The organism is Nesterenkonia sp. CL21 (assembly GCF_031705515.1).
In the GTDB taxonomy this organism is placed as follows: domain Bacteria; phylum Actinomycetota; class Actinomycetes; order Actinomycetales; family Micrococcaceae; genus Nesterenkonia; species Nesterenkonia aethiopica.
Genome location: NZ_JAUTWR010000001.1, coordinates 402,981 through 420,804 on the forward strand (window position 1 = coordinate 402,981; position 17,824 = coordinate 420,804).

General features: G+C 68.3%; 13 protein-coding genes. 11 read left to right on the forward strand and 2 right to left on the reverse strand.

What is annotated here, in order from left to right:
- Nucleotides 1–166: 166 nt before the first annotated feature.
- The gene (locus tag Q7C18_RS01795) at nt 167–4,045 is read right to left on the reverse strand and encodes a multifunctional oxoglutarate decarboxylase/oxoglutarate dehydrogenase thiamine pyrophosphate-binding subunit/dihydrolipoyllysine-residue succinyltransferase subunit (RefSeq protein ID WP_311023838.1); all 3,879 of its coding nucleotides are present in this window, start codon (nt 4,043–4,045) and stop codon (nt 167–169) included.
- Nucleotides 4,046–4,356: 311 nt separating this feature from the next.
- Here Q7C18_RS01795 and Q7C18_RS01800 point away from each other — a divergent pair, with 311 nt between their 5' ends.
- The 6 genes from Q7C18_RS01800 to Q7C18_RS01825 all read left to right on the forward strand — a co-directional run bounded on the left by Q7C18_RS01800 (nt 4,357) and on the right by Q7C18_RS01825 (nt 11,657).
- Nucleotides 4,357–5,862 (forward strand): GuaB1 family IMP dehydrogenase-related protein, encoded by a 1,506-nt coding sequence (locus Q7C18_RS01800; RefSeq protein ID WP_311023839.1) that lies wholly within the window; start codon nt 4,357–4,359, stop codon nt 5,860–5,862.
- Between the two features lie 250 nt (nt 5,863–6,112).
- Entirely contained in the window at nt 6,113–7,519 is a 1,407-nt protein-coding gene (locus Q7C18_RS01805) for a hemolysin family protein (RefSeq protein ID WP_070161739.1), read from the forward strand.
- A complete protein-coding gene (locus tag Q7C18_RS01810) occupies nt 7,516–8,592 on the forward strand; it encodes a hemolysin family protein (protein WP_311023840.1) in 1,077 nt (358 codons plus the stop codon). The genes Q7C18_RS01805 and Q7C18_RS01810 overlap by 4 nt, the downstream gene beginning before the upstream one ends.
- A gap of 143 nt (nt 8,593–8,735) precedes the next feature.
- The gene (locus Q7C18_RS01815; protein ID WP_311023842.1) at nt 8,736–9,740 is read left to right on the forward strand and encodes a metal ABC transporter solute-binding protein, Zn/Mn family; all 1,005 of its coding nucleotides are present in this window, start codon (nt 8,736–8,738) and stop codon (nt 9,738–9,740) included.
- Complete coding sequence (locus Q7C18_RS01820; protein ID WP_237089925.1) at nt 9,733–10,716, forward strand: metal ABC transporter ATP-binding protein; 984 nt, start codon at nt 9,733–9,735, stop codon at nt 10,714–10,716. Before Q7C18_RS01815 ends, Q7C18_RS01820 begins: the two co-directional genes overlap by 8 nt.
- Nucleotides 10,713–11,657, forward strand: coding sequence for a metal ABC transporter permease (locus Q7C18_RS01825; protein ID WP_311023845.1), 945 nt, complete (start codon nt 10,713–10,715; stop codon nt 11,655–11,657). The genes Q7C18_RS01820 and Q7C18_RS01825 overlap by 4 nt, the downstream gene beginning before the upstream one ends.
- 37 nt (nt 11,658–11,694) lie before the next feature.
- Here the strand turns inward: Q7C18_RS01825 and Q7C18_RS01830 are convergent, their stop codons facing one another.
- Nucleotides 11,695–12,138, reverse strand: coding sequence for a Fur family transcriptional regulator (locus Q7C18_RS01830; RefSeq protein WP_070161734.1), 444 nt, complete (start codon nt 12,136–12,138; stop codon nt 11,695–11,697).
- A 184-nt stretch (nt 12,139–12,322) separates the two neighbouring features.
- Between Q7C18_RS01830 and Q7C18_RS01835 the strand changes: the two genes are divergently transcribed.
- Genes Q7C18_RS01835 through Q7C18_RS01855 form a run of 5 tightly spaced genes read left to right on the forward strand, consistent with a single transcriptional unit; the run spans nt 12,323 to nt 17,636 of the window.
- A complete protein-coding gene (locus tag Q7C18_RS01835) occupies nt 12,323–13,564 on the forward strand; it encodes an extracellular solute-binding protein (protein ID WP_070161732.1) in 1,242 nt (413 codons plus the stop codon).
- Nucleotides 13,561–14,514, forward strand: coding sequence for a sugar ABC transporter permease (locus Q7C18_RS01840; RefSeq protein ID WP_311023848.1), 954 nt, complete (start codon nt 13,561–13,563; stop codon nt 14,512–14,514). The genes Q7C18_RS01835 and Q7C18_RS01840 overlap by 4 nt, the downstream gene beginning before the upstream one ends.
- Nucleotides 14,507–15,478: a carbohydrate ABC transporter permease gene (locus Q7C18_RS01845; RefSeq protein WP_311023850.1), complete on the forward strand. Its 972-nt coding sequence runs from the start codon at nt 14,507–14,509 to the stop codon at nt 15,476–15,478. The genes Q7C18_RS01840 and Q7C18_RS01845 overlap by 8 nt, the downstream gene beginning before the upstream one ends.
- Before the next feature lie 35 nt (nt 15,479–15,513).
- Entirely contained in the window at nt 15,514–16,047 is a 534-nt protein-coding gene (locus tag Q7C18_RS01850; protein ID WP_070161730.1) for a hypothetical protein, read from the forward strand.
- Nucleotides 16,044–17,636 carry an alpha-L-arabinofuranosidase C-terminal domain-containing protein gene (locus Q7C18_RS01855; RefSeq protein ID WP_311023853.1) on the forward strand — a complete coding sequence of 531 codons (1,593 nt, stop codon included), beginning with the start codon at nt 16,044–16,046 and terminating at the stop codon, nt 17,634–17,636. The genes Q7C18_RS01850 and Q7C18_RS01855 overlap by 4 nt, the downstream gene beginning before the upstream one ends.
- Nucleotides 17,637–17,824: the final 188 nt, after the last annotated feature.

A 17,824-nucleotide genomic window follows, 5' to 3' on the forward strand; every position in this document is an offset into this window, starting at 1 on the left:
GAGGGCCGGCGGACACCGACTTTTCCTCCCCTGACGTTACCGCGTCCGAGCCGCCGGGCCGGCCTCGGACGCGCCACGGGGACAGATCGTCGCGGCCCCGGAACGACGGAGGCCGCCGACCCGGTCTCCGGGTCGGCGGCCTCCGTCGTTCAGCGGCGATCGTCGTTCACAGGTCCAGGTGCGGGAAGGCCTGGGCGAGCAGCGTCTCCAGCTCCTTGGCGTGACGCCGGGCCTGACCGACGGACGTGGCCGCGGACTCCCCGCGGGAGACCAGCTGAAGCTCCTGGTCGAGCAGCGGCACCAGGCTGAGCCCCAGGAAGGGCCAGGGACCCTGGTTGACGGGCTCGTCCTGCGCGTAGATGAACTCGGCGTCGGCGGGGTAGGAGTCCAGCTCCTCGCGCAGCTGGTCCACCGGCAGGGGGTAGAGCTGCTCGAGCCGCACGATCGCCGTCGTCTGGTCGTCGTGCTTGGCCCGCGTGGCCACGAGGTCGTAGTACAGCCTCCCCGAGGTGATCAGCACGCGCTTGACCTGGGACTTGTCGACGCCGTCGTCTCCGATGACCTCACGGAAGGTGCCGGTGGTGAAGTCCTCGACGGAGTTCGCGGCGGCCTTGAGACGCAGCAGCTGCTTGGGGGAGAACACCACCAGCGGCCGGCGGGGCCGTGCCACCGCCTGACGGCGCAGCAGGTGGAAGTAGTTCGCACCGGTGGAGGGCATGACCACGGTCATGTTGTCCTCCGCGCACAGCTGCAGGAAGCGCTCCGGCCGACCGGAGGAGTGGTCCGGGCCCTGGCCCTCATAGCCGTGCGGCAGCAGCATCACGACCGAGGAGCGCTGGCCCCACTTCTGCTCGGCGGTGGCGATGAACTCGTCGATCACCGTCTGCGCGCCGTTGACGAAGTCGCCGAACTGGGCCTCCCACAGCACCAGGGCCTGGGGGTTCTCCACCGAGTAGCCGTACTCGAAGCCCAGGGCCGCATACTCGGAGAGCAGCGAGTCGTAGATGAAGAACCGCGCCTGGTCCTCGGTCAGGTTCTTCAGCGGGTACCACTCGTCGCCGTTGACCCGGTCGTGGAACACCGCGTGCCGCTGGACGAAGGTCCCGCGCCGTGAGTCCTGACCGGCCATGCGGACCTCGATGCCCTCCATCAGCAGCGAGCCGAAGGCCGCGATCTCGGCGAAGCCCCAGTCGATGCCGCCTTCGCGGGCCATCTTCGCCCGCTTCTCCAGCAGGGACTTCAGCTTCGGGTGGGCGGTGAAGCCGTCCGGGATGTTGGTGTGCACCTCGCCGATGTGTGCCAGCGACTCCTCGGAGACCGCGGTGTCGTCCGCAGCCCGGATCGGGGTGTCCTCCTCCAGCTCCGAGGCCGTCGGGGCGACGATGTCGCCGCCGCCGCTGGGCACGCTGACGGTCGAGACCGGCTGGGTCTGAGCCGCGTGGGTCTCGGTGAAGACACGCTCCAGGCGCTGGCGGAAGTCCTGCAGAGCCTGGTCCGCCTCGTCCTGGGTGATGTCGCCACGACCGACCAGATTCTCCGTGTAGAGCCGACGGGTCGACCGCTTGGCCTCGATGAGGTTGTACATCTTCGGCTGGGTCATCGCCGGGTCGTCGCCCTCGTTGTGGCCACGGCGGCGGTAGCAGACGAGGTCGATCACGACGTCCTTGTTGAACCGCTGCCGGTACTGGAAGGCCAGCGAGGCCACACGCGCGACCGACTCCGGGTCATCCCCGTTGACATGGAAGATCGGGGCCTGGATGGCCTTGGCCATGTCCGTGCAGTAGGTCATCGAACGGCCCGACTGCGGCGCGGTGGTGAAGCCGACCTGGTTGTTGACCACCACGTGGACGGTGCCGCCGGTGCGGTAGCCGCGCAGCTGGGACAGGTTCAGCGTCTCGGCGACCACGCCCTGCCCGGCGAACGCGGCGTCGCCGTGCACCAGCAGCGGCAGCACCGAGAAGGAGCTCAGGCCATCGGGTCCTCTGTCCAGGCGGTCCTGCTGGGCACGCACGATGCCTTCGAGCACCGGGTTGACCGCCTCCAGGTGGGAGGGGTTCGCAGCCAGGTAGACGCTGGTCGAATTGCCACGGTCAGAGGTGAACGAGCCGCGCGTGCCGAGGTGGTACTTCACGTCGCCCGAACCGATGCCCGCCTCGCGGCCCTCGAACTCGCGGAAGATCTGCGCGTACGTCTTGCCCGCGATGTTGGCGAGGACGTTGAGACGACCTCGGTGCGCCATGCCGATGGCCACCTCGTCGAGTCCCTCGTCGGCGGCTTCGGAGAGGATCACGTCCATCAGCGGGATCAGCGACTCGCCGCCCTCCAGGGAGAAACGCTTCTGCCCGACGAACTTCGTCTGCAGGAAGGTCTCGAAGGCCTCGGCGGCGTTGAGGCGTCCCAGGATGCGGAACTGCTCGTCACGCGACGGCTTCGAGTAGGGGTGCTCGATCTCGTCCTGGAACCACTGGCGTTCCTCCGGAGACTGGATGTGCATGTACTCGATGCCCGTGTTGCGGCAGTAGGTGTCCCGCAGCACGCCGAGGATGTTGCGCAGCGGCAGCATCTGCTTGCCGCCGAACCCTCCTGTGGGCCAGTCGCGGTCCAGGTCCCACAGGGTCAGGCCGTGAGACTCGATCTCGAGGTCCGGGTGCTCCCGCATCCGGTACTCCAGCGGGTCCACCGAGGCCATGAGGTGGCCGCGCACCCGGTAGGCGTGGATCAGCTGCTGGATCCGGGCGACCTTGTTGATCTGGTCCTCAGGGTTGACCTGGATGTCAGCCGACCAGCGGACGGGACGGTACGGGATGCGCAGCGCCTCGAAGATCTCGTCGTAGAAGCCGTCCTCGCCCAGGAGCAGCTGGTGGATGGTCTTCAGGAACTCGCCGGAGCCGGCGCCCTGGATCACCCGGTGGTCATACGTGGAGGTCAGCGTGATGACCTTGGAGACGGCGAGCTTGTTCAGCGTCTTCTCAGAGGCGCCCTGAAACTCGGCCGGGTACTCGAGGGCACCGACGCCGACGATGCAGGCCTGCCCCTGGGAGAGCCGGGGCACGGAGTGCACGGTGCCGATGCCGCCGGGGTTGGTCAGGGAGACCGTGGTGCCGGCGTAGTCGTCGGGCGTGAGCTTGTTGTCCCGGGCGCGCTTGACGACGTCGTCGTAGGCCGCCCAGAAGTCGGTGAAGCTCATGTCCTCGGCGCCCTTGATGTTGGGCACCACCAGGGCGCGCGTGCCGTCGGGCCGGGGCATGTCGATCGCGAGCCCGAAGTTCACATGCGCGGGCTGCACGGCGGCGGGCTTGCCGTCCTTGACGGTGTAGGTGACGTTCATCGACGGGTGGGCGCGCAGCGCCTTGACCATGGCGTAGCCGATGATGTGGGTGAAGGAGACCTTGCCGCCCCGGGTGCGCTTGAGGTGGTTGTTGATGACCACGCGGTTGTCGATCAGCAACTTCGCGGGCACGGCCCGCACCGTGGTCGCCGTCGGCACGGACAGGGAGGCGTCCATGTTGGCGGCGATGGCCTTGGACATCCCCTTCAGGACGGTGACCTCGTCCTGCTTCGTCTCCTTCGGCGCCTCGTCGCCCCGCGAGTCGGAGGGCTCGGAGGGGATGGGAGTGGTACCGGAGTCCTTGGACTTCTTGGTGGTGGGCTGCTTGGGCGCCACGGGGCGGGTGCCGGTGGGGGACTTCTCCGTGGCGGGCTTCTGCTGGTGCTCCGGCTCGGCGGGCGTGGCCGTCATCGGGGTGCTCTCCTGCCGGGAGTCCTGCTGGTTCGTCGCAGCGGCCCGACGTTCGGCTGCGGTGCCGTTGCCGGAGCCGCCGGCCGGGGTCGACGAGGCGGAGGAGGCGGGGGCGGAGCTTCCGGAGGCGCCGTTGCCTGCCTGAGCGTCTTCGGCGGGGGACTCGCCCTCGAGTCGACGGAAGATGTCAGCCCACTTGCGGTCCACGGAGTCCGGGTCCGCCTTGTACTTGTCGTATATGTCGGCGACCAACCATTCGTTTCCGGGGAACTCCTCCGCGAGACGGCTGGACGTTAGCTCTGGCACTGTGGATACGCCTCTTCCATATGTGTTGTGTCGGTTCGCCGCACCGTGCGCGTGCATGTCCGGCCGAGATGCTCGGCCGGCGGTGCGATATTCCCACCAGGAGGGTCACGACGACGGCGTCCTCGCCGTCCGCCGGGCTCTCGCCCCGGCTGGCCGGAGACCCTCTCGGTCACCTCGTCCCAGCATAGTGACTTTCCTGACGGAGCCGCCACCGTGCGCGGTATCGTGTCTGATGCCGTGCGACACGTCCTCAGAGGGGCGGTGTCCCCGCGGCGCGAGCGCGAGACCCCGAAGGGCGGACGACCACCCCCATGAAGTTCCTCAACGAGCCCACCACCGACCTGACGTACGCCGACGTCTTCCTCGTCCCCTCCCGGTCCGAGGCGATGTCGCGGATGGAGGTGGACATCTCTGCCGACGACGGCACCGGATCGACCATTCCGCTGGTCGCGGCGAACATGACGGCGGTGACCGGCCGGCGCATGGTCGAGACGATGGCGCGCCGCGGCGGACTCGGAGTGCTGCCTCAGGACATCCCGCTGGAGGTGATCCGGCAGGTCACCGAATGGGTGAAGTCCTGCCACCCGGTCTTCGAGACGCCGCTGAAGGTCGGCCCCCAGGACACGATCCTCGACGTGCTGCACCTGTTGGACAAGCGGAACCATCGTTCGGTCTGCGTGGTGGACGAGGACCTGCGCCTGGCGGGGATCGTCACCGCCGAGGACGGCGAGGGACGTGACCGCTTCTCCTCCGTCGGTTCGGTGATGCGCATGCCGCAGGTGCGGTTCACCACGGCCGAGCTGGGGCTTCAGGAGCAGGCCGGCGCCCAGGACGCCGAGGCTCTGGACGCCGGGCTCCGGCAGGCCTTCCTGGCCATGGACGAGCTCGGCTGCGACTACGCGCCGGTGACCACCTCCGACGGCACCCTGGCCGGCGTGCTGACGCCGCGCGGTGCGCTGCGCTCCACCCTCTTCGCCCCCAACCTGGACTCGGCGGGACGGCTGAAGGTCGCCGCCGCCGTCGGGATCAACGGGGATGTCGCGGGGCGGGCGGAGTCGCTGCTCGACGCCGGTGTGGACGTGCTGGTGGTCGACACCGCCCACGGCCACCAGCGCAAGATGTTCGAGGCGCTGCGGGCCGTCCGCGCCGTGGTGGACTCCCACGCCGAGGGCGGTCTTACGGTCCCCGTGGTCGCGGGCAATGTGGTGACCCCTGAGGGGGTGCGCGACCTGGTCGCCGCCGGCGCGGACATCGTCAAGGTCGGGGTGGGGCCCGGGGCGATGTGCACCACCCGCATGATGACGGCCGTGGGGCGGCCGCAGTTCTCCGCGGTGCTCGAATGTGCGGCCGCGGCCCGCGAGCTGGGACGGCACATCTGGGCGGACGGCGGTGTGCGGCACCCGCGGGACATCGCACTGGCGCTGGCCGCCGGTGCCTCGCAGGTCATGGTCGGCTCCTGGTTCGCCGGGACGTTCGAGAGCCCCGGTGATCTCATCGCCGAAGCCGACGGGCGCCGGTACAAGGAGAGCTACGGCATGGCCTCCGCCCGGGCCGTCCAGCATCGCACCGCCGGTGAGGACGCCTTCTCCCGTGCTCGGAAGAGTCTCTTCGAGGAGGGGATCTCCACCTCGAAGATGTACCTGGACCCGCAGCGGCCGGGTGTGGAGGACCTGCTGGACTCGATCACCGCCGGGGTGCGTTCGTCGATGACCTATGCGGGCGCCCGGGATCTGCCGCGCTTCCGCGAGCAGGCGGTCGCAGGTGTGCAGTCGGCGGCAGGCTACGAGGAGGGCAAGCCGGTCCCCACGACGTGGTGATCCGGGCGGCGGAGGCGCAGCGCCGGGGGACGCAGTGGTGCGGCCCCGGCGTCCCGCGCTACACTGCGAAGTCTTATGGAGTGTCGACAACCGGGCTCGCGCCTGATTCTCACTGTTCCTGCTCGCCTTCCGGTCCCGTCCACCGGTTGCAGGGCCTCGGCCCGCAGCCGTTCCGGACCACCCCGCTTCCCCGACCGTGCTCCGGCGTCCGTATGCCGGTCCGCGGAGTCGCGGAGGTGCAGCTGACCCCGTGGAATGGATTCTCCTGGGCGTCGGACTCTTGCTCATCCTGGGCACCGGATTCTTCGTCGCCGTCGAATTCTCCCTCGTAGCCCTCGACCAGCCGACGGTCCAGCGCGCCATCGACGACGGCGATCGCCGGGCGGTGCCGCTGATGCGCTGCCTGAAGTCGCTGTCCACCCAGCTGTCGAGCTGTCAGCTGGGCATCACGCTTACCACGCTGCTGACCGGGTATGTGGCCGAACCTGCCCTCGGGGTGCTCCTCGCCGGTCCGTTGGACATGCTGGGCGTGCCCGACCAGGCGGTCGGCGCCGTCTCGCTGACGATCGCCATGGCGATCGCGACGCTGGTGACCATGCTCCTGGGCGAGCTGGTCCCGAAAAACCTCGCCATCGCCGAGGCCTTCGCGATCGGGCGTGCGCTGGCCCGCCCGCAGCTGGTCTTCACCGCGATCTTCCGCCCGCTGATCGTGGTGCTCAACGGATTCTCCAACCAGGTCCTCCACCGCTTCGGCCTGGAGGTCAAGGAGGAGCTCTCGGGCGCCCGCACCCCGGAGGAGCTGTCCTCGATGGTGCGCCGCTCCGCCATGCTGGGCACCCTCGACGAGGGCACCGCGGCCTATCTGGACCGGACCCTGCGGTTCTCGGAGCGCACAGCCGCGGACGTGATGTCGCCGCGGCCGCGTATGGTGACCGTGGACGCAGAGGCCCCGCTGACCGAGCTCATCGATGTCGCCCGGCGCACCGGCTACTCCCGGTTCCCCGTGCTGGGGGAGTCCGTGGACGACGTCCGTGGCATCGCCCATCTGAAGAAGGCCGTGGCCGTGCCGCGTGACAAGCGCGCCGGGTTGGTGGCCGCGACCGTGATGACCGAGATCACGCGGATCCCTGAGACCATCCATCTGGACTCGCTGCTCTCGGTGCTCCGGGAGGCTCCGCTGCAGGTCGCCGTCGTCGTCGACGAGTACGGGGGCACGGCAGGCGTCGTCACCCTGGAGGACCTGATCGAGGAGATCGTCGGTGAGGTCGCCGACGAGCATGACCGGCTCACGCCCGGAGTGCTCCAGGCCGCTGACGGAGACTGGTACTTCCCGGGGCTGCTCCGCCCCGATGAGATCAACCCCCAGATCCTCGAGCTGGACATCCCTGAGGACCCGGCCTACGAGACCGCTGCGGGTTTCATGCTCGACCGCCTGGGCCGCGTGGCGGGCGTGGGTGACGAGACCGAGGTCGAAGGCGGCAGGCTCGTCGTCGCGGGGGTCGACGGGCGCCGGATCGACAGGATCCGTTTCGTCCCCGATCCCGAGGCCCGTCGGATAGCCGCCGAGGCCGCCGCTGAGCGTGCCCGGCGGGCAGCGGCGGAGCGTGCGGAGCACATGCGCGCCGCCGCCGACCGGAACGGAGGTGACCCGCGATGATCTCCGACGTGATGGGGATCGTCTGGCTGGTCCTCCTGCTTGCGGGCAATGCCTTCTTCGTCGCCGGCGAGTTTGCGGTGATGAGCGCTCGACGCAGCCAGATCGAACCGAAGGCGGAGGGCGGTTCCACGGCCGCGCGGACCGCTCTCTATGCCATGGAGCACGTCTCGCAGATGCTGGCGATCGCTCAGCTGGGCATCACGGTCTGCTCGCTGCTGATCCTGCAGGTCTCCGAGCCCGCCATCCATCATCTGCTGACCGAGCCGCTGATGTGGCTGGGCCTGAACCCGACGGCGGCCTCCGTGGTGGCCTTCCTGGTGGCGCTGGTGATCGTCTCCTTCCTCCATGTGACGCTGGGGGAGATGGTGCCGAAGAACTTCGCCGTCTCCGTGGCGGACCGCGCGGTGCTCATGCTGGCGCCTCCGATGGTCGTCCTCTATCGGATGCTCAAGCCGGTGATCGTCCTGCTCAACGTCTCGGCGAATCTCGTGCTGCGTCTGTTCGGTGTCACCCCCCGTGACGAGGTCGTCTCGACGTTCACGCTGGAGGAGATGCAGTCGATCGTGGCCGAGTCGACCCGCGGGGGGACGGTCCATGACGACGCCGGCGTCATCGCCGGTGCCCTGGTCTTCGGCGACTACACGGCGGAGTCTGTGATGGTTCCTGTCGAGGATGTGGTCACCGTGCCGGCCGACGTCACACCGAAGCAGGTGGAGAAGGCGGTGGGACGCACGGGCTTCTCGCGCTTCGTCGTCGTCGACGGGGGCGGTGAGATGACCGGGTACGTCCACCTCAAGGACGTGATGAGCCTGCCCGAGTCCCAGGTGGGGGAGCCCATGCCGGTGACGGCGGTCCGATCGCTGGGCAACATGGCCCCGGCGGACGAGATCGAGGACTGTCTGGCCCAGATGCAGCGCACGGGCTCACACCTGGCCCGTGTCATCGACGCCGGCGGCGAGACGCGGGGTGTGCTCTTCCTGGAGGACGTCCTGGAGGTGCTGGTGGGGGAGATCCACGACGCCACCCAGTCTCGGGATTCACGCCGCCGGCACCGGGTCGGCGAGGACGGCTGAGGGCGTGCGGGCGGACCACAGAGGACGGCATTCACTGCGCAGATGAGATTTGTTCTCAACATCGAGCAGGCGTACGCTGTAGTGCGCCGCGGGCATGCAGCTGTCCGCCGGTCGACCCACCCTCCGAGATAGAGAGTCCGACCATGACCCTGAGCCGTTCTGCAGACTCCGCGCCCGCCGTGACCGTCGCTGGCCGAGCGTCCGGACTGACGCGCGTCGGCACCCTGCGTGCCGCCGGGCTGCTGACGGCGGTGACCCTGACCCTGACTGCTTGTGGGGGCGGCGGCGAGACCGCTGACGACGCTGGCTCCAGCGACGGTGAGGACACGGGCCTGGTCATCATCGCCTCCACCGACGTCTACTCGGATCTGGCGGAGAAGGTCGTCGGCGACACGGCCGAGGTGGACGCCATGGTGGACAACCCGGCGATGGATCCGCACTCCTATGAGGCAACCCCGCAGGACCGCCTGAGCATCGAGAAGGCGGACGTGATCATCGCCAACGGCGGAGGCTATGACCCTTTCATCACCCGGCTGGCCTCCTCTGCGGGCAAGGACGACCTCGTCTACCAGGTCATCGATGGGGAGAACCACCACTCTCACGAGTGGACGGGAAGCTACGAGAACGAGCACGTCTGGTACGACCTGCCCCTGATGGCCGAGGTCGTCCGCGACTTCGGCGAGCACATGAGCGACCTCGCTCCAGAGAACGCCGACCTCTACGGGGAGAATGCTGAGTCGACTGCGCAGCAGCTCGAGGAGCTGGATGATCGGAACCGTGCCCTCGATGCCGACGGACTCGGCTATCTGGCCACAGAGCCCGTCTCGCAGTTCCTGCTGCTCGACGCCGGCTTCGACGATCTCACCGAGGAGCAGTTCCTGGCGGCGGTGGAGCACGGCGACGACGTCGCACCGCGCATCTATCAGGACGCGCTTGACACGGCCACCGGTGATGACATCGACATGCTCGCCTACAACGAGCAGACGGAGACCAACCAGTCTCTGCAGATCCGCCAGGCCGCTGAGGATGCCGGAGTTCCGGTGGTGGAGTTCTCCGAGACCCTCCCTGACGACATCGACGACTACCTCGAGTGGATGGAGCACAACATCGACCAGGTCGAGGAGATCGTGGAGGCAGCCGGTGAGTGATCGCGCCGGTGCCTCGGCGGCGCTGTCCCTCGACGGCGCCGGCATCGCCTTCCACGGCCGCACGCTGTGGGAGGGGCTCGACCTGGACCTGTCCCCGGGGGAGTTCCTCGCCGTGCTCGGCCCCAACGGGGCCGGCAAGTCCACGCTGTTGAAGGTCCTCCTGGGCCTCCAGCGGCTCAGCGCCGGCGACGTCCGTGTGGCCGGCCGTGCCGTGCGCCGTGGCAGCAGCGACGTCGGCTACATCCCTCAGCAGCACGCTCTGCCGGCGGAGACGCCGTTGCGCGCTCGCGACCTCGTCGCACTCGGGCTGGACGGGCATCGTTTCGGCTTCCGGATGCGCCCCCGCGCCCAACGCCGCCGGGTCGACGGGCTTCTCGAGGAGGTCGGCGCCACCGAGTATGCCGACATGCCGGTCGGGCTCCTCTCCGGGGGCGAGCAGCAGCGCCTGCGCGCCGCCCAGGCCCTGGCCTCCGATCCCGCTGTGCTGCTGTGCGACGAGCCCCTGCACTCCCTGGACCTCCATCATCAGCAGGCCATCACCGACCTCATCCAACGTCAGGCCACGGAGCGTGGCGCCGCCGTCGTCTTCGTCACCCATGAGATCAATCCGGTCGTCGAGCATGTGGACCGGGTGCTCTACATCGCTCGCGGCAGACATCGGATCGGCCCGACCCGTGACGTGATGCGCTCCGAGGTGCTCAGCGAGCTCTACGACGCACCCATCGACGTGATCGAGCATCGAGGGCGTCTGGTGGTGATGTCCCATCATCTCGAAGGCCACCACTGCGCGCCCGGTCACAGTGCCGACCCGAGCGCCGCTCACGGCGGGGAGCCCGGCGGCCTGGCGCCGGAGGACCCGCGGGTCGGCGTCGGGCCCCACATCCACGACGACGACCACGAGACCCATCAGCATGCCGCCCCGCATGACGTCGCCGAGCGTGCGACGCCCGGCCGCAGGACAGGAGCCGCCCGATGATCGAGCAGATCTCCTCCTCGTTCAGCACTGACGGCTATTGGGAGCTGTTCGGCCTGGTCCGCAACTCCGTCATCACCGCTGCGGTCCTCGGCCTGATGGGCGGGGTCATCGGCGTGCTGATCATGCTGCGTCGCACAGCCCTGGTGGTGCATGGGATCGCGGAGATCTCCTTCGCGGGCGCGGCGCTGTTCCTGCTCATGGGCCTGGACGTCGTGCTCGGCTCGGCCATCGGCGCGGTGGGCGTTGCGCTGCTAATCGGCGTGCTGAGCCTCAAGGACAAGGACACCAGTGCGGTGACCGGTGTGCTGATGCCCTTCGGCCTGGGGCTGGGCATCCTGTTCCTGTCGCTGTATCAGGGTCGTTCTGCCAACCGCTTCGGCCTGCTCACGGGGCAGATCGTCGGCGTGGACGATATGCAGACCCGCACGCTGGTGATCGGTGCCCTGGTGATCACCGCGGTGGTCGCCCTCCTCTGGCGGCCTCTGCTCTTCTCCTCGATCGACCCTCAGCTCGCCCGGGCGCGGGGGGTGCCCGTGAATGCCCTGTCGCTCGTGTTCATGGTGCTGCTGGGCGGGGCAGTGGCGATGTCTGTCCAGGTCGTGGGCGCCCTGCTGGTGCTCTCCCTGCTCGTGGTCCCTGCCGCGGCGGCCCTGAAGGTCACCGCACGCCCGGGGATGGCGGTGGCGCTGTCGATGGTCTTCGCCCTGATCTCCGCCGTCGGAGGCATCATGCTGGCCCTGACCGGCCAGATTCCGATCAGCCCCTACATCACCACGATCTCATTCATGATCTACCTGGTGTGTCTGTTCATCGGTCGGGGGCGACGTCTGCGCCGGCAGGAGCAGGCGGCCCGGGTCATGGCTGGCCCTGGGGGTGGCGGACCGGCCGGAGTCGGTGTCGCAGGCGAGGAGCCTTCGCCGACGGTTCCCGCACGCGCCTGACGGAGACCGGGCCGGCGCAGGCCCGGCCGGGACCGCCTCAGGCGTTCTCGCCCTGCTCTGCCTGCCTGGCCGCGCAGGCCTCACAGAGGCCGAAGATCTCCAGGGTGTGCCGCACGTCGGTGAACCGGTGCTGCCTCGCCAGCGTCTCCGTCCATTCCTCGATGTCGGGCGCCTCGAACTCCACTGCCAGCCCGCAGCCGCGGCAGACCAGATGATGGTGGTGCTCGTCGCGGGCGCAGAGCCGATACACCGCTTCGGTGTCGTCCGGGCGCAGGACGTCCACCAGGCCCTCCTCCTGATGGGCCTGCAGGATCCGATAGACGGTGGCCAGAGAGACCTTCTCGCCGCGGTCCTCGAGGATGCGGTGCAGGTCCTGCGCGCTGACGAAGTCCTCGAGCGAGTTCAGTGCGGCCCAGACGGCCCGCTTCTGGCGGGTGGAGCGCCCCCGCACAGGGGGCGTCGTCGCGTTCTCAGCAGTCACAGGTCTCGTCCTCGCTCGGGTGAGGTGGGCTCCGGCATCCCTCCAGCCTAACAGCGGCTCACGGGGCGTCCGGGTGGCGCCGGGCCGACGAGCTGACTCCCTCGCACCCTTGACTCCGGTATGTGACCTCCATTACTTTATCGATAAATCATTGTGGTCTGCACAACACGTCGGAGGGAAGCTCATGAGACGACGATCCCGCCTGGCCGGACTCGCCGCCGCAGCCCTGGTGCTGCCGCTGGCGGCCTGCGGCGAGGGAGAAGGCGAGGAGCCGCTCCAGTTCTGGAACCTGCTCAGCGGGGACGACGGTCGCTTCATGCAGCAGATCGTCGCCGACTACAACGCCACGGACCCGGAGATTCCGGTCTCCTTCCAACCCGCGCCGCGGGACGACATGTACATGCGGATGTACTCGGTGGCCCGGGCTGGTGCTGACATCCCCGATGTCGTGCTCGTCCACAATCTGGCCATTGCGGAGCTGGCGAGCAACGAGATCCTCACGCCGATCGAGCCGCTCCTGGAGATGGAGTCCGGGCTCACCGCGGAGAACTACCTGGAGCCGGCCTGGCAGGCGGGGGAGTATGACGGGGCGCAATGGGCGGTGCCGTTGGACCTCCATGGCCTGGTCACGTATTACAACGATGAACTCCTGGAGGACCTGGATCTCGAGCACATCCTCGATGACGATCTCGTCACGGTCGAGGAGATCATGGATCTCGAGGGCCAGCTCCCTGAAGGGGTGTACGCGACGACGACCTTCTTCGCCCCCCTGCTGGTCTACAACTGGCAGTACAACATCGGCGAGGGCGTCGGGGACGGCGCCGAGGACATCGACTTCTCTGCGGAGCCCTATGTGCAGGCCCTCGAAGCCATCCAGGGCATGCAGGAGGCCGGGCTGATGGCCCCGGAGGACGCCGACTCCGCCCAGGTCTTCCGCAGCGGACGTGCGCTCTTCCACCCCTCCGGGACCTGGGAGATCAGCGGCCACGACGACGTCGAGGGCTTCAGCTGGGACCTGACGCACAGCATGCAGATCGATCCGGAGAACGCCGTGAACCACTTTGAGTCCCATGCCTTCGTCCAGATGGCCGACGACGACCGCGATCCCGAGCGGGATCGAGCAGTCGCGGACTTCCTGGAGTTCGTCCGCACCCATTCGCTGGGCTGGGCCGAGGCGGGGCAGATCGTGGCCAGTCGGGACACGTTCGACAGCGAGGCCTACCAGGATCACCCCCAGTCCTTCTTCACCCGTCCGGAGAATGAGGAGCTGCTGGTCACGGACAACTTCGAGTACGCCCCCTACGTCGGGGAGGCGATCTGGGACGAGACGCCGAACGTGGCCTTCGGACGGCACAGCATCGAGCAGGCCGTCGAGCGGATGAACGAGACCACCCGGGCCCGCATCGAGATGGTGGAGGCACCATGACCACGACCACGACTGCACGAGCGCAGCGCGGCGGCGACCGCCGCGCGACCCGGCCGCCGAGCCGTCTCCCGCAGGGCCTGCGGACCTGGTTCCGCGCGATTCCCTTCATGGGGCCTCACCTGGTCCTCTTCGCCGTCTTCGGGCTGTTCCCGGCCTGCTTCGGCATCTACGTGGCCTTCACGCAGTGGAACCTCATCGGGGATCCGCAGTGGGTCGGCCTGGACAACTTCCGGGTGCTCTTCGACACCGACCATGCCTTCCACCGCATCTTCATGAACGGCCTGTGGAACACGATCCTCTTCGTGGTCGTGGGCGTTCCGCTGCTGATCGCTGTGCCCCTGGTGCTGGCTGTCATGCTGTCCCGCAAGGACCTGCGGGGAGCCAATGTCTTCCAGGGCATCTTCTTCGTGCCCGGCCTGATCGCGGTCTCCGCCGCGGCGATCGCCTGGAACCTGGTGTTCAACCGCGAGTTCGGGCCGATCAACCACTATCTGGGCACGGACATCAGCTTCACGACGACTCAGCCCTGGGCCTGGACGACGATCTTCGTGCTCACCGTCTGGGCCGGCATCGGGGGCAACCTCATCATCTATCGCTCGGCGATCTCCGCCGTGCCCCAGGAGCTCTATGAAGTGGCCTCCATCGACGGCGCCGGGGCGGTGCGCTCCTTCTTCAACGTCACGCTGCCCTCGATCCGGCTGCCGCTGCTCTACACCACGGTGATGACCACCACCGTCTCCTTCAACGTCTTCGCCCAGCCGCTGATGCTCACAAACGGCGGTCCCGCCGACAGCACCACGGTGCTGATGATGGAGGTCCGCGACCTGGCCTTCGGCGGCGGTCCCTCGATCGCGGGCGTCGCCTCCGCCATGGCCGTGCTCCTCGGGCTGGTGCTCATGGCGATCTCCGCGATCCAGTTCTTCATCATGTACAGGAGGACCGATGTCTGACACGGCCGTCATCCAGACCGACCAGCGGGCGCCCGGACGTGGCGGCGCCGATGGCGTCCCCGGGCAGCCGCACCCGGTGGCGGGGCGTCCTCGGCCGGGGAAGGGCTCGACCCTCGGCAGCCCCATGCGCTCCAAGCTGGCCCTGACCATCACCTACGTGGTGCTGCTGGCGCTGGCCCTCATCTGGCTCCTGCCGGTGGTCTTCGCCCTGTCCACCTCCTTCAAATCGCCCACCGAGTTCGCCTTCGAGTCCTTCCGGCTGCTGCCGGCCCAATGGGTGGCCGACAACTACGTCTCGCTGCTCAACGATGTGGCCGGGTACCCGGTGCTGCGGTGGTTCTGGAACTCCATGTTCATCTCCACCATGCATGCGCTGCTGACCGTCGTGGTGGTGTCCATCGCCGGCTACGGATACTCCCGTCTGGACTTCCCGGGCAAGGACGTCCTGTTCTTCACGCTGCTGGCCATCTCGCTGTTCCCGGTCATCGCGAACCTCATTCCCCTCTACGAGATCGTGTCCCGACTGGGATGGGTAAACTCTCCGTGGGCGATGATCGTCCCCGGCCTGGCGGGAGTGGCGAACATCTTCCTGGTGCGGGCCTTCCTCGCCGGGATCCCCAAGGAGATGGACGACGCCGCGCGCATCGACGGTGCCGGCGACTTCCAGATCTTCTTCCGGATCGTGCTGCCCATGATCCGGCCGATCCTCATCGTCATCTTCCTGTTCGCCTTCACCGGCTCCTGGAACGACTTCCTCTGGCCGTTGATCGTGTTCAACGACGTGGACCAGATGCCCATCACGGCCGGGCTCCAGCTGCTGCAGAACATGCTGGCCGAGTACGACCGAACAGGGCAGCTCATGGCCTCGGCGGTGATGGCGATGATTCCGACCCTGATCCTCTTCCTGGTGGCCCAGAAGTACTTCGTCAGCTCGCTGAGCATGTCCTCCGGGATCAAGGGGTGAGCGCCATGGGCCTGCTCCGCCGCTTTAGGCCTCCGGTGACGGACGCAGCGGGTGCGCCGTGCGATCCCTCGGACGGGCCCGCGGCGCATGAGGCACCTGTCCGTGGTGAACGTCCGCCGCGCCGCCGCGCAGAGCGGGCGCTGCTGGCCGTCGCCGCCGGATGGAACGGGCTGTTGGCCGTCCTGACGCTGTTTCCGTATCAGTATTGGTTCGCCTCCAGCGGCTACCAGGGGCTGGAGGACGCCGAGGCCCTCGGCTCGGCGTCCATGGTCACCGAGGTGGCCGCCGTCGTGCGCACCTACGGCATCGCCGTGCTCCTCGGGGCGCTGCTGACCGCCGTCGTCGCCTGGCGGTTGAAGCTCCAGCACAGCCGCGCGGTCACCTGGTGGCTGATCGCCTGTGTGGTCGGGACATTCCTGACCCGGGATGTGGTCAGCGTGCTGCTGTTCAGCGTCTGCCTGGCCGTCTACCTCTCGAGGTCCCGGGCGCTGCGACTCCACGCCCAGGCTCAGCGGCAGGCGGACGTGACCGCCTCCCACCCACTCACCCCCGACCAAGGAGACCGATGACCTCCCCCGTGACCTCTCCCGCGACCACTGCGGCGGGACCTGCCGACGTATCCGCACCCGACCCTGTGCCGGCCCCCGCCCTGACGGCTGTTGTCGACGTCGACGTCCCAGGCCCCACCATCAGCCGCCATGTCTACGGGCACTTCGCCGAACATCTGGGCAGGTGCATCTACGACGGGTTCTGGGTGGGGGAGGACTCGGAGATCGAGAACATCGGCGGCATCCGCGCCGATGTGGTGGAGGCGCTGCGCGCCATCGCGATCCCGAATCTGCGGTGGCCCGGTGGATGCTTCGCCGACGAATACCACTGGACCGATGGGATCGGCCCCCGTCGTGAGCGCCCGCGGATGGTCAACACTCACTGGGGTGACGTGGAGGAGAACAACCACTTCGGCACTCATGAGTTCATGGCGCTGTGTGAACTCCTCGGCACCGAGCCCTACATCTCCGGCAACGTCGGCTCGGGGACCGTGAAGGAGACCAGCGACTGGGTCGAGTACCTGACCCGCGCCGGGGACTCGCCGATGGCCCGACTCCGGGGTGAGAACGGGCGTCAGGAGCCCTGGAACGTGACCTTCTTCGGCATCGGCAACGAGCCCTGGGGCTGCGGAGGAAACCTCACCGCGGACCAGTTCAGCACCCTGGCCCGGCAACATGCCACCTATGCCCGGGACCACGGGAAGGACCGTCTGTATCGGGTGGCCGCCGGGGGCAACGAGGCTGACTATGCCTGGACCGAGGTGCTCATGAAGCAGCTCGCGAGCGGGCTGGGAGACCCCGCACCGCGGGACCTGTACCAAGCGATCTCCTTCCACTACTACACGATGTCCGGCTCCTGGATGGACAAGGGCTCGGCCACGGAGTTCACAGACCGGGAGTATTGGGCGACGATGGCCCGCGCCCACCGGGTGGGGGAGCTGATCGCCGGCCATGCCGCTGTGATGGACGCCTATGACCCGACGAAGAAGGTCGGGCTCGCCCTGGACGAGTGGGGGACGTGGTGGAACGTCGAGCCCGGCACGAATCCCGGCTTCCTGCACCAGCAGAACACGCTGCGCGACGCGCTCGTGGCGGCAGTCCACTTCGAGGCCTTCCACTCTCACACCGATCGTCTGCGGTTGGCCAACATCGCCCAGACGGTCAACGTGCTCCAGTCGATGGTGCTCACCGACGGGCACCGGCTGGTGCTCACCCCGACCTATCACGCCTTCGCGATGGACGTGGGTCATCATGACGCCGCCCATCTGCCCGTGCGTCCGGTCGGGGACGTCGCGCAGCGAGAAGCGGACGGGCGGGTCGTGCCCACGGTCACCGCCACGGCTTCCACGAAGGCAGGAGCCGTGACGGTGACCGCTGCGAACCTTGATCCTGATGCCGGTGCGACGGTGGAGCTGCGGCTCCGGGGCCATGGGCCGCTGGAGCTCGGCCAGGCGTCGGTCCTGACCGCAGGAGACCCTCGGGAGCACAACACGGCCGAGGAGCCGGAGCGGGTGGCGCCCGTGCCCTTCGAGGGGGCGACCTGGTCGGGAAGCACGCTGCGTCTGGAGCTTCCTCCCACCTCCTATGTGAGTCTTCGTCTGGTCGGCTGAGGCCCGGGTCCGATGAGCCGAGGCGGCGGATCTCTGGATCGAGGGATCCGCGTCGACCCCTTGACGCGGTGAAACGATTCAAATACTGTCACGATAAACCTGTGATGCACGCCACAGGAGCTCGGGCCCTCCTGGCGGGGAAGGCCGCTGCAGGAGGCCCGGGCCGAGACCAGACGCACCGCATGAGC

Excerpts from the sequence above, each read along its gene's own strand:
- Q7C18_RS01800 (WP_311023839.1), top strand. The coding sequence starts at position 4,357 with ATGAAGTTCCTCAACGAGCCCACCACCGACCTGACGTACGCCGACGTC.
- Q7C18_RS01810 (WP_311023840.1), top strand. The coding sequence starts at position 7,516 with ATGATCTCCGACGTGATGGGGATCGTCTGGCTGGTCCTCCTGCTTGCG.
- Q7C18_RS01815 (WP_311023842.1), top strand. The coding sequence starts at position 8,736 with ATGACCCTGAGCCGTTCTGCAGACTCCGCGCCCGCCGTGACCGTCGCT.
- Q7C18_RS01825 (WP_311023845.1), top strand. The coding sequence starts at position 10,713 with ATGATCGAGCAGATCTCCTCCTCGTTCAGCACTGACGGCTATTGGGAG.
- Q7C18_RS01835 (WP_070161732.1), top strand. The coding sequence starts at position 12,323 with ATGAGACGACGATCCCGCCTGGCCGGACTCGCCGCCGCAGCCCTGGTG.
- Q7C18_RS01840 (WP_311023848.1), top strand. The coding sequence starts at position 13,561 with ATGACCACGACCACGACTGCACGAGCGCAGCGCGGCGGCGACCGCCGC.
- Q7C18_RS01845 (WP_311023850.1), top strand. The coding sequence starts at position 14,507 with ATGTCTGACACGGCCGTCATCCAGACCGACCAGCGGGCGCCCGGACGT.
- Q7C18_RS01855 (WP_311023853.1), top strand. The coding sequence starts at position 16,044 with ATGACCTCCCCCGTGACCTCTCCCGCGACCACTGCGGCGGGACCTGCC.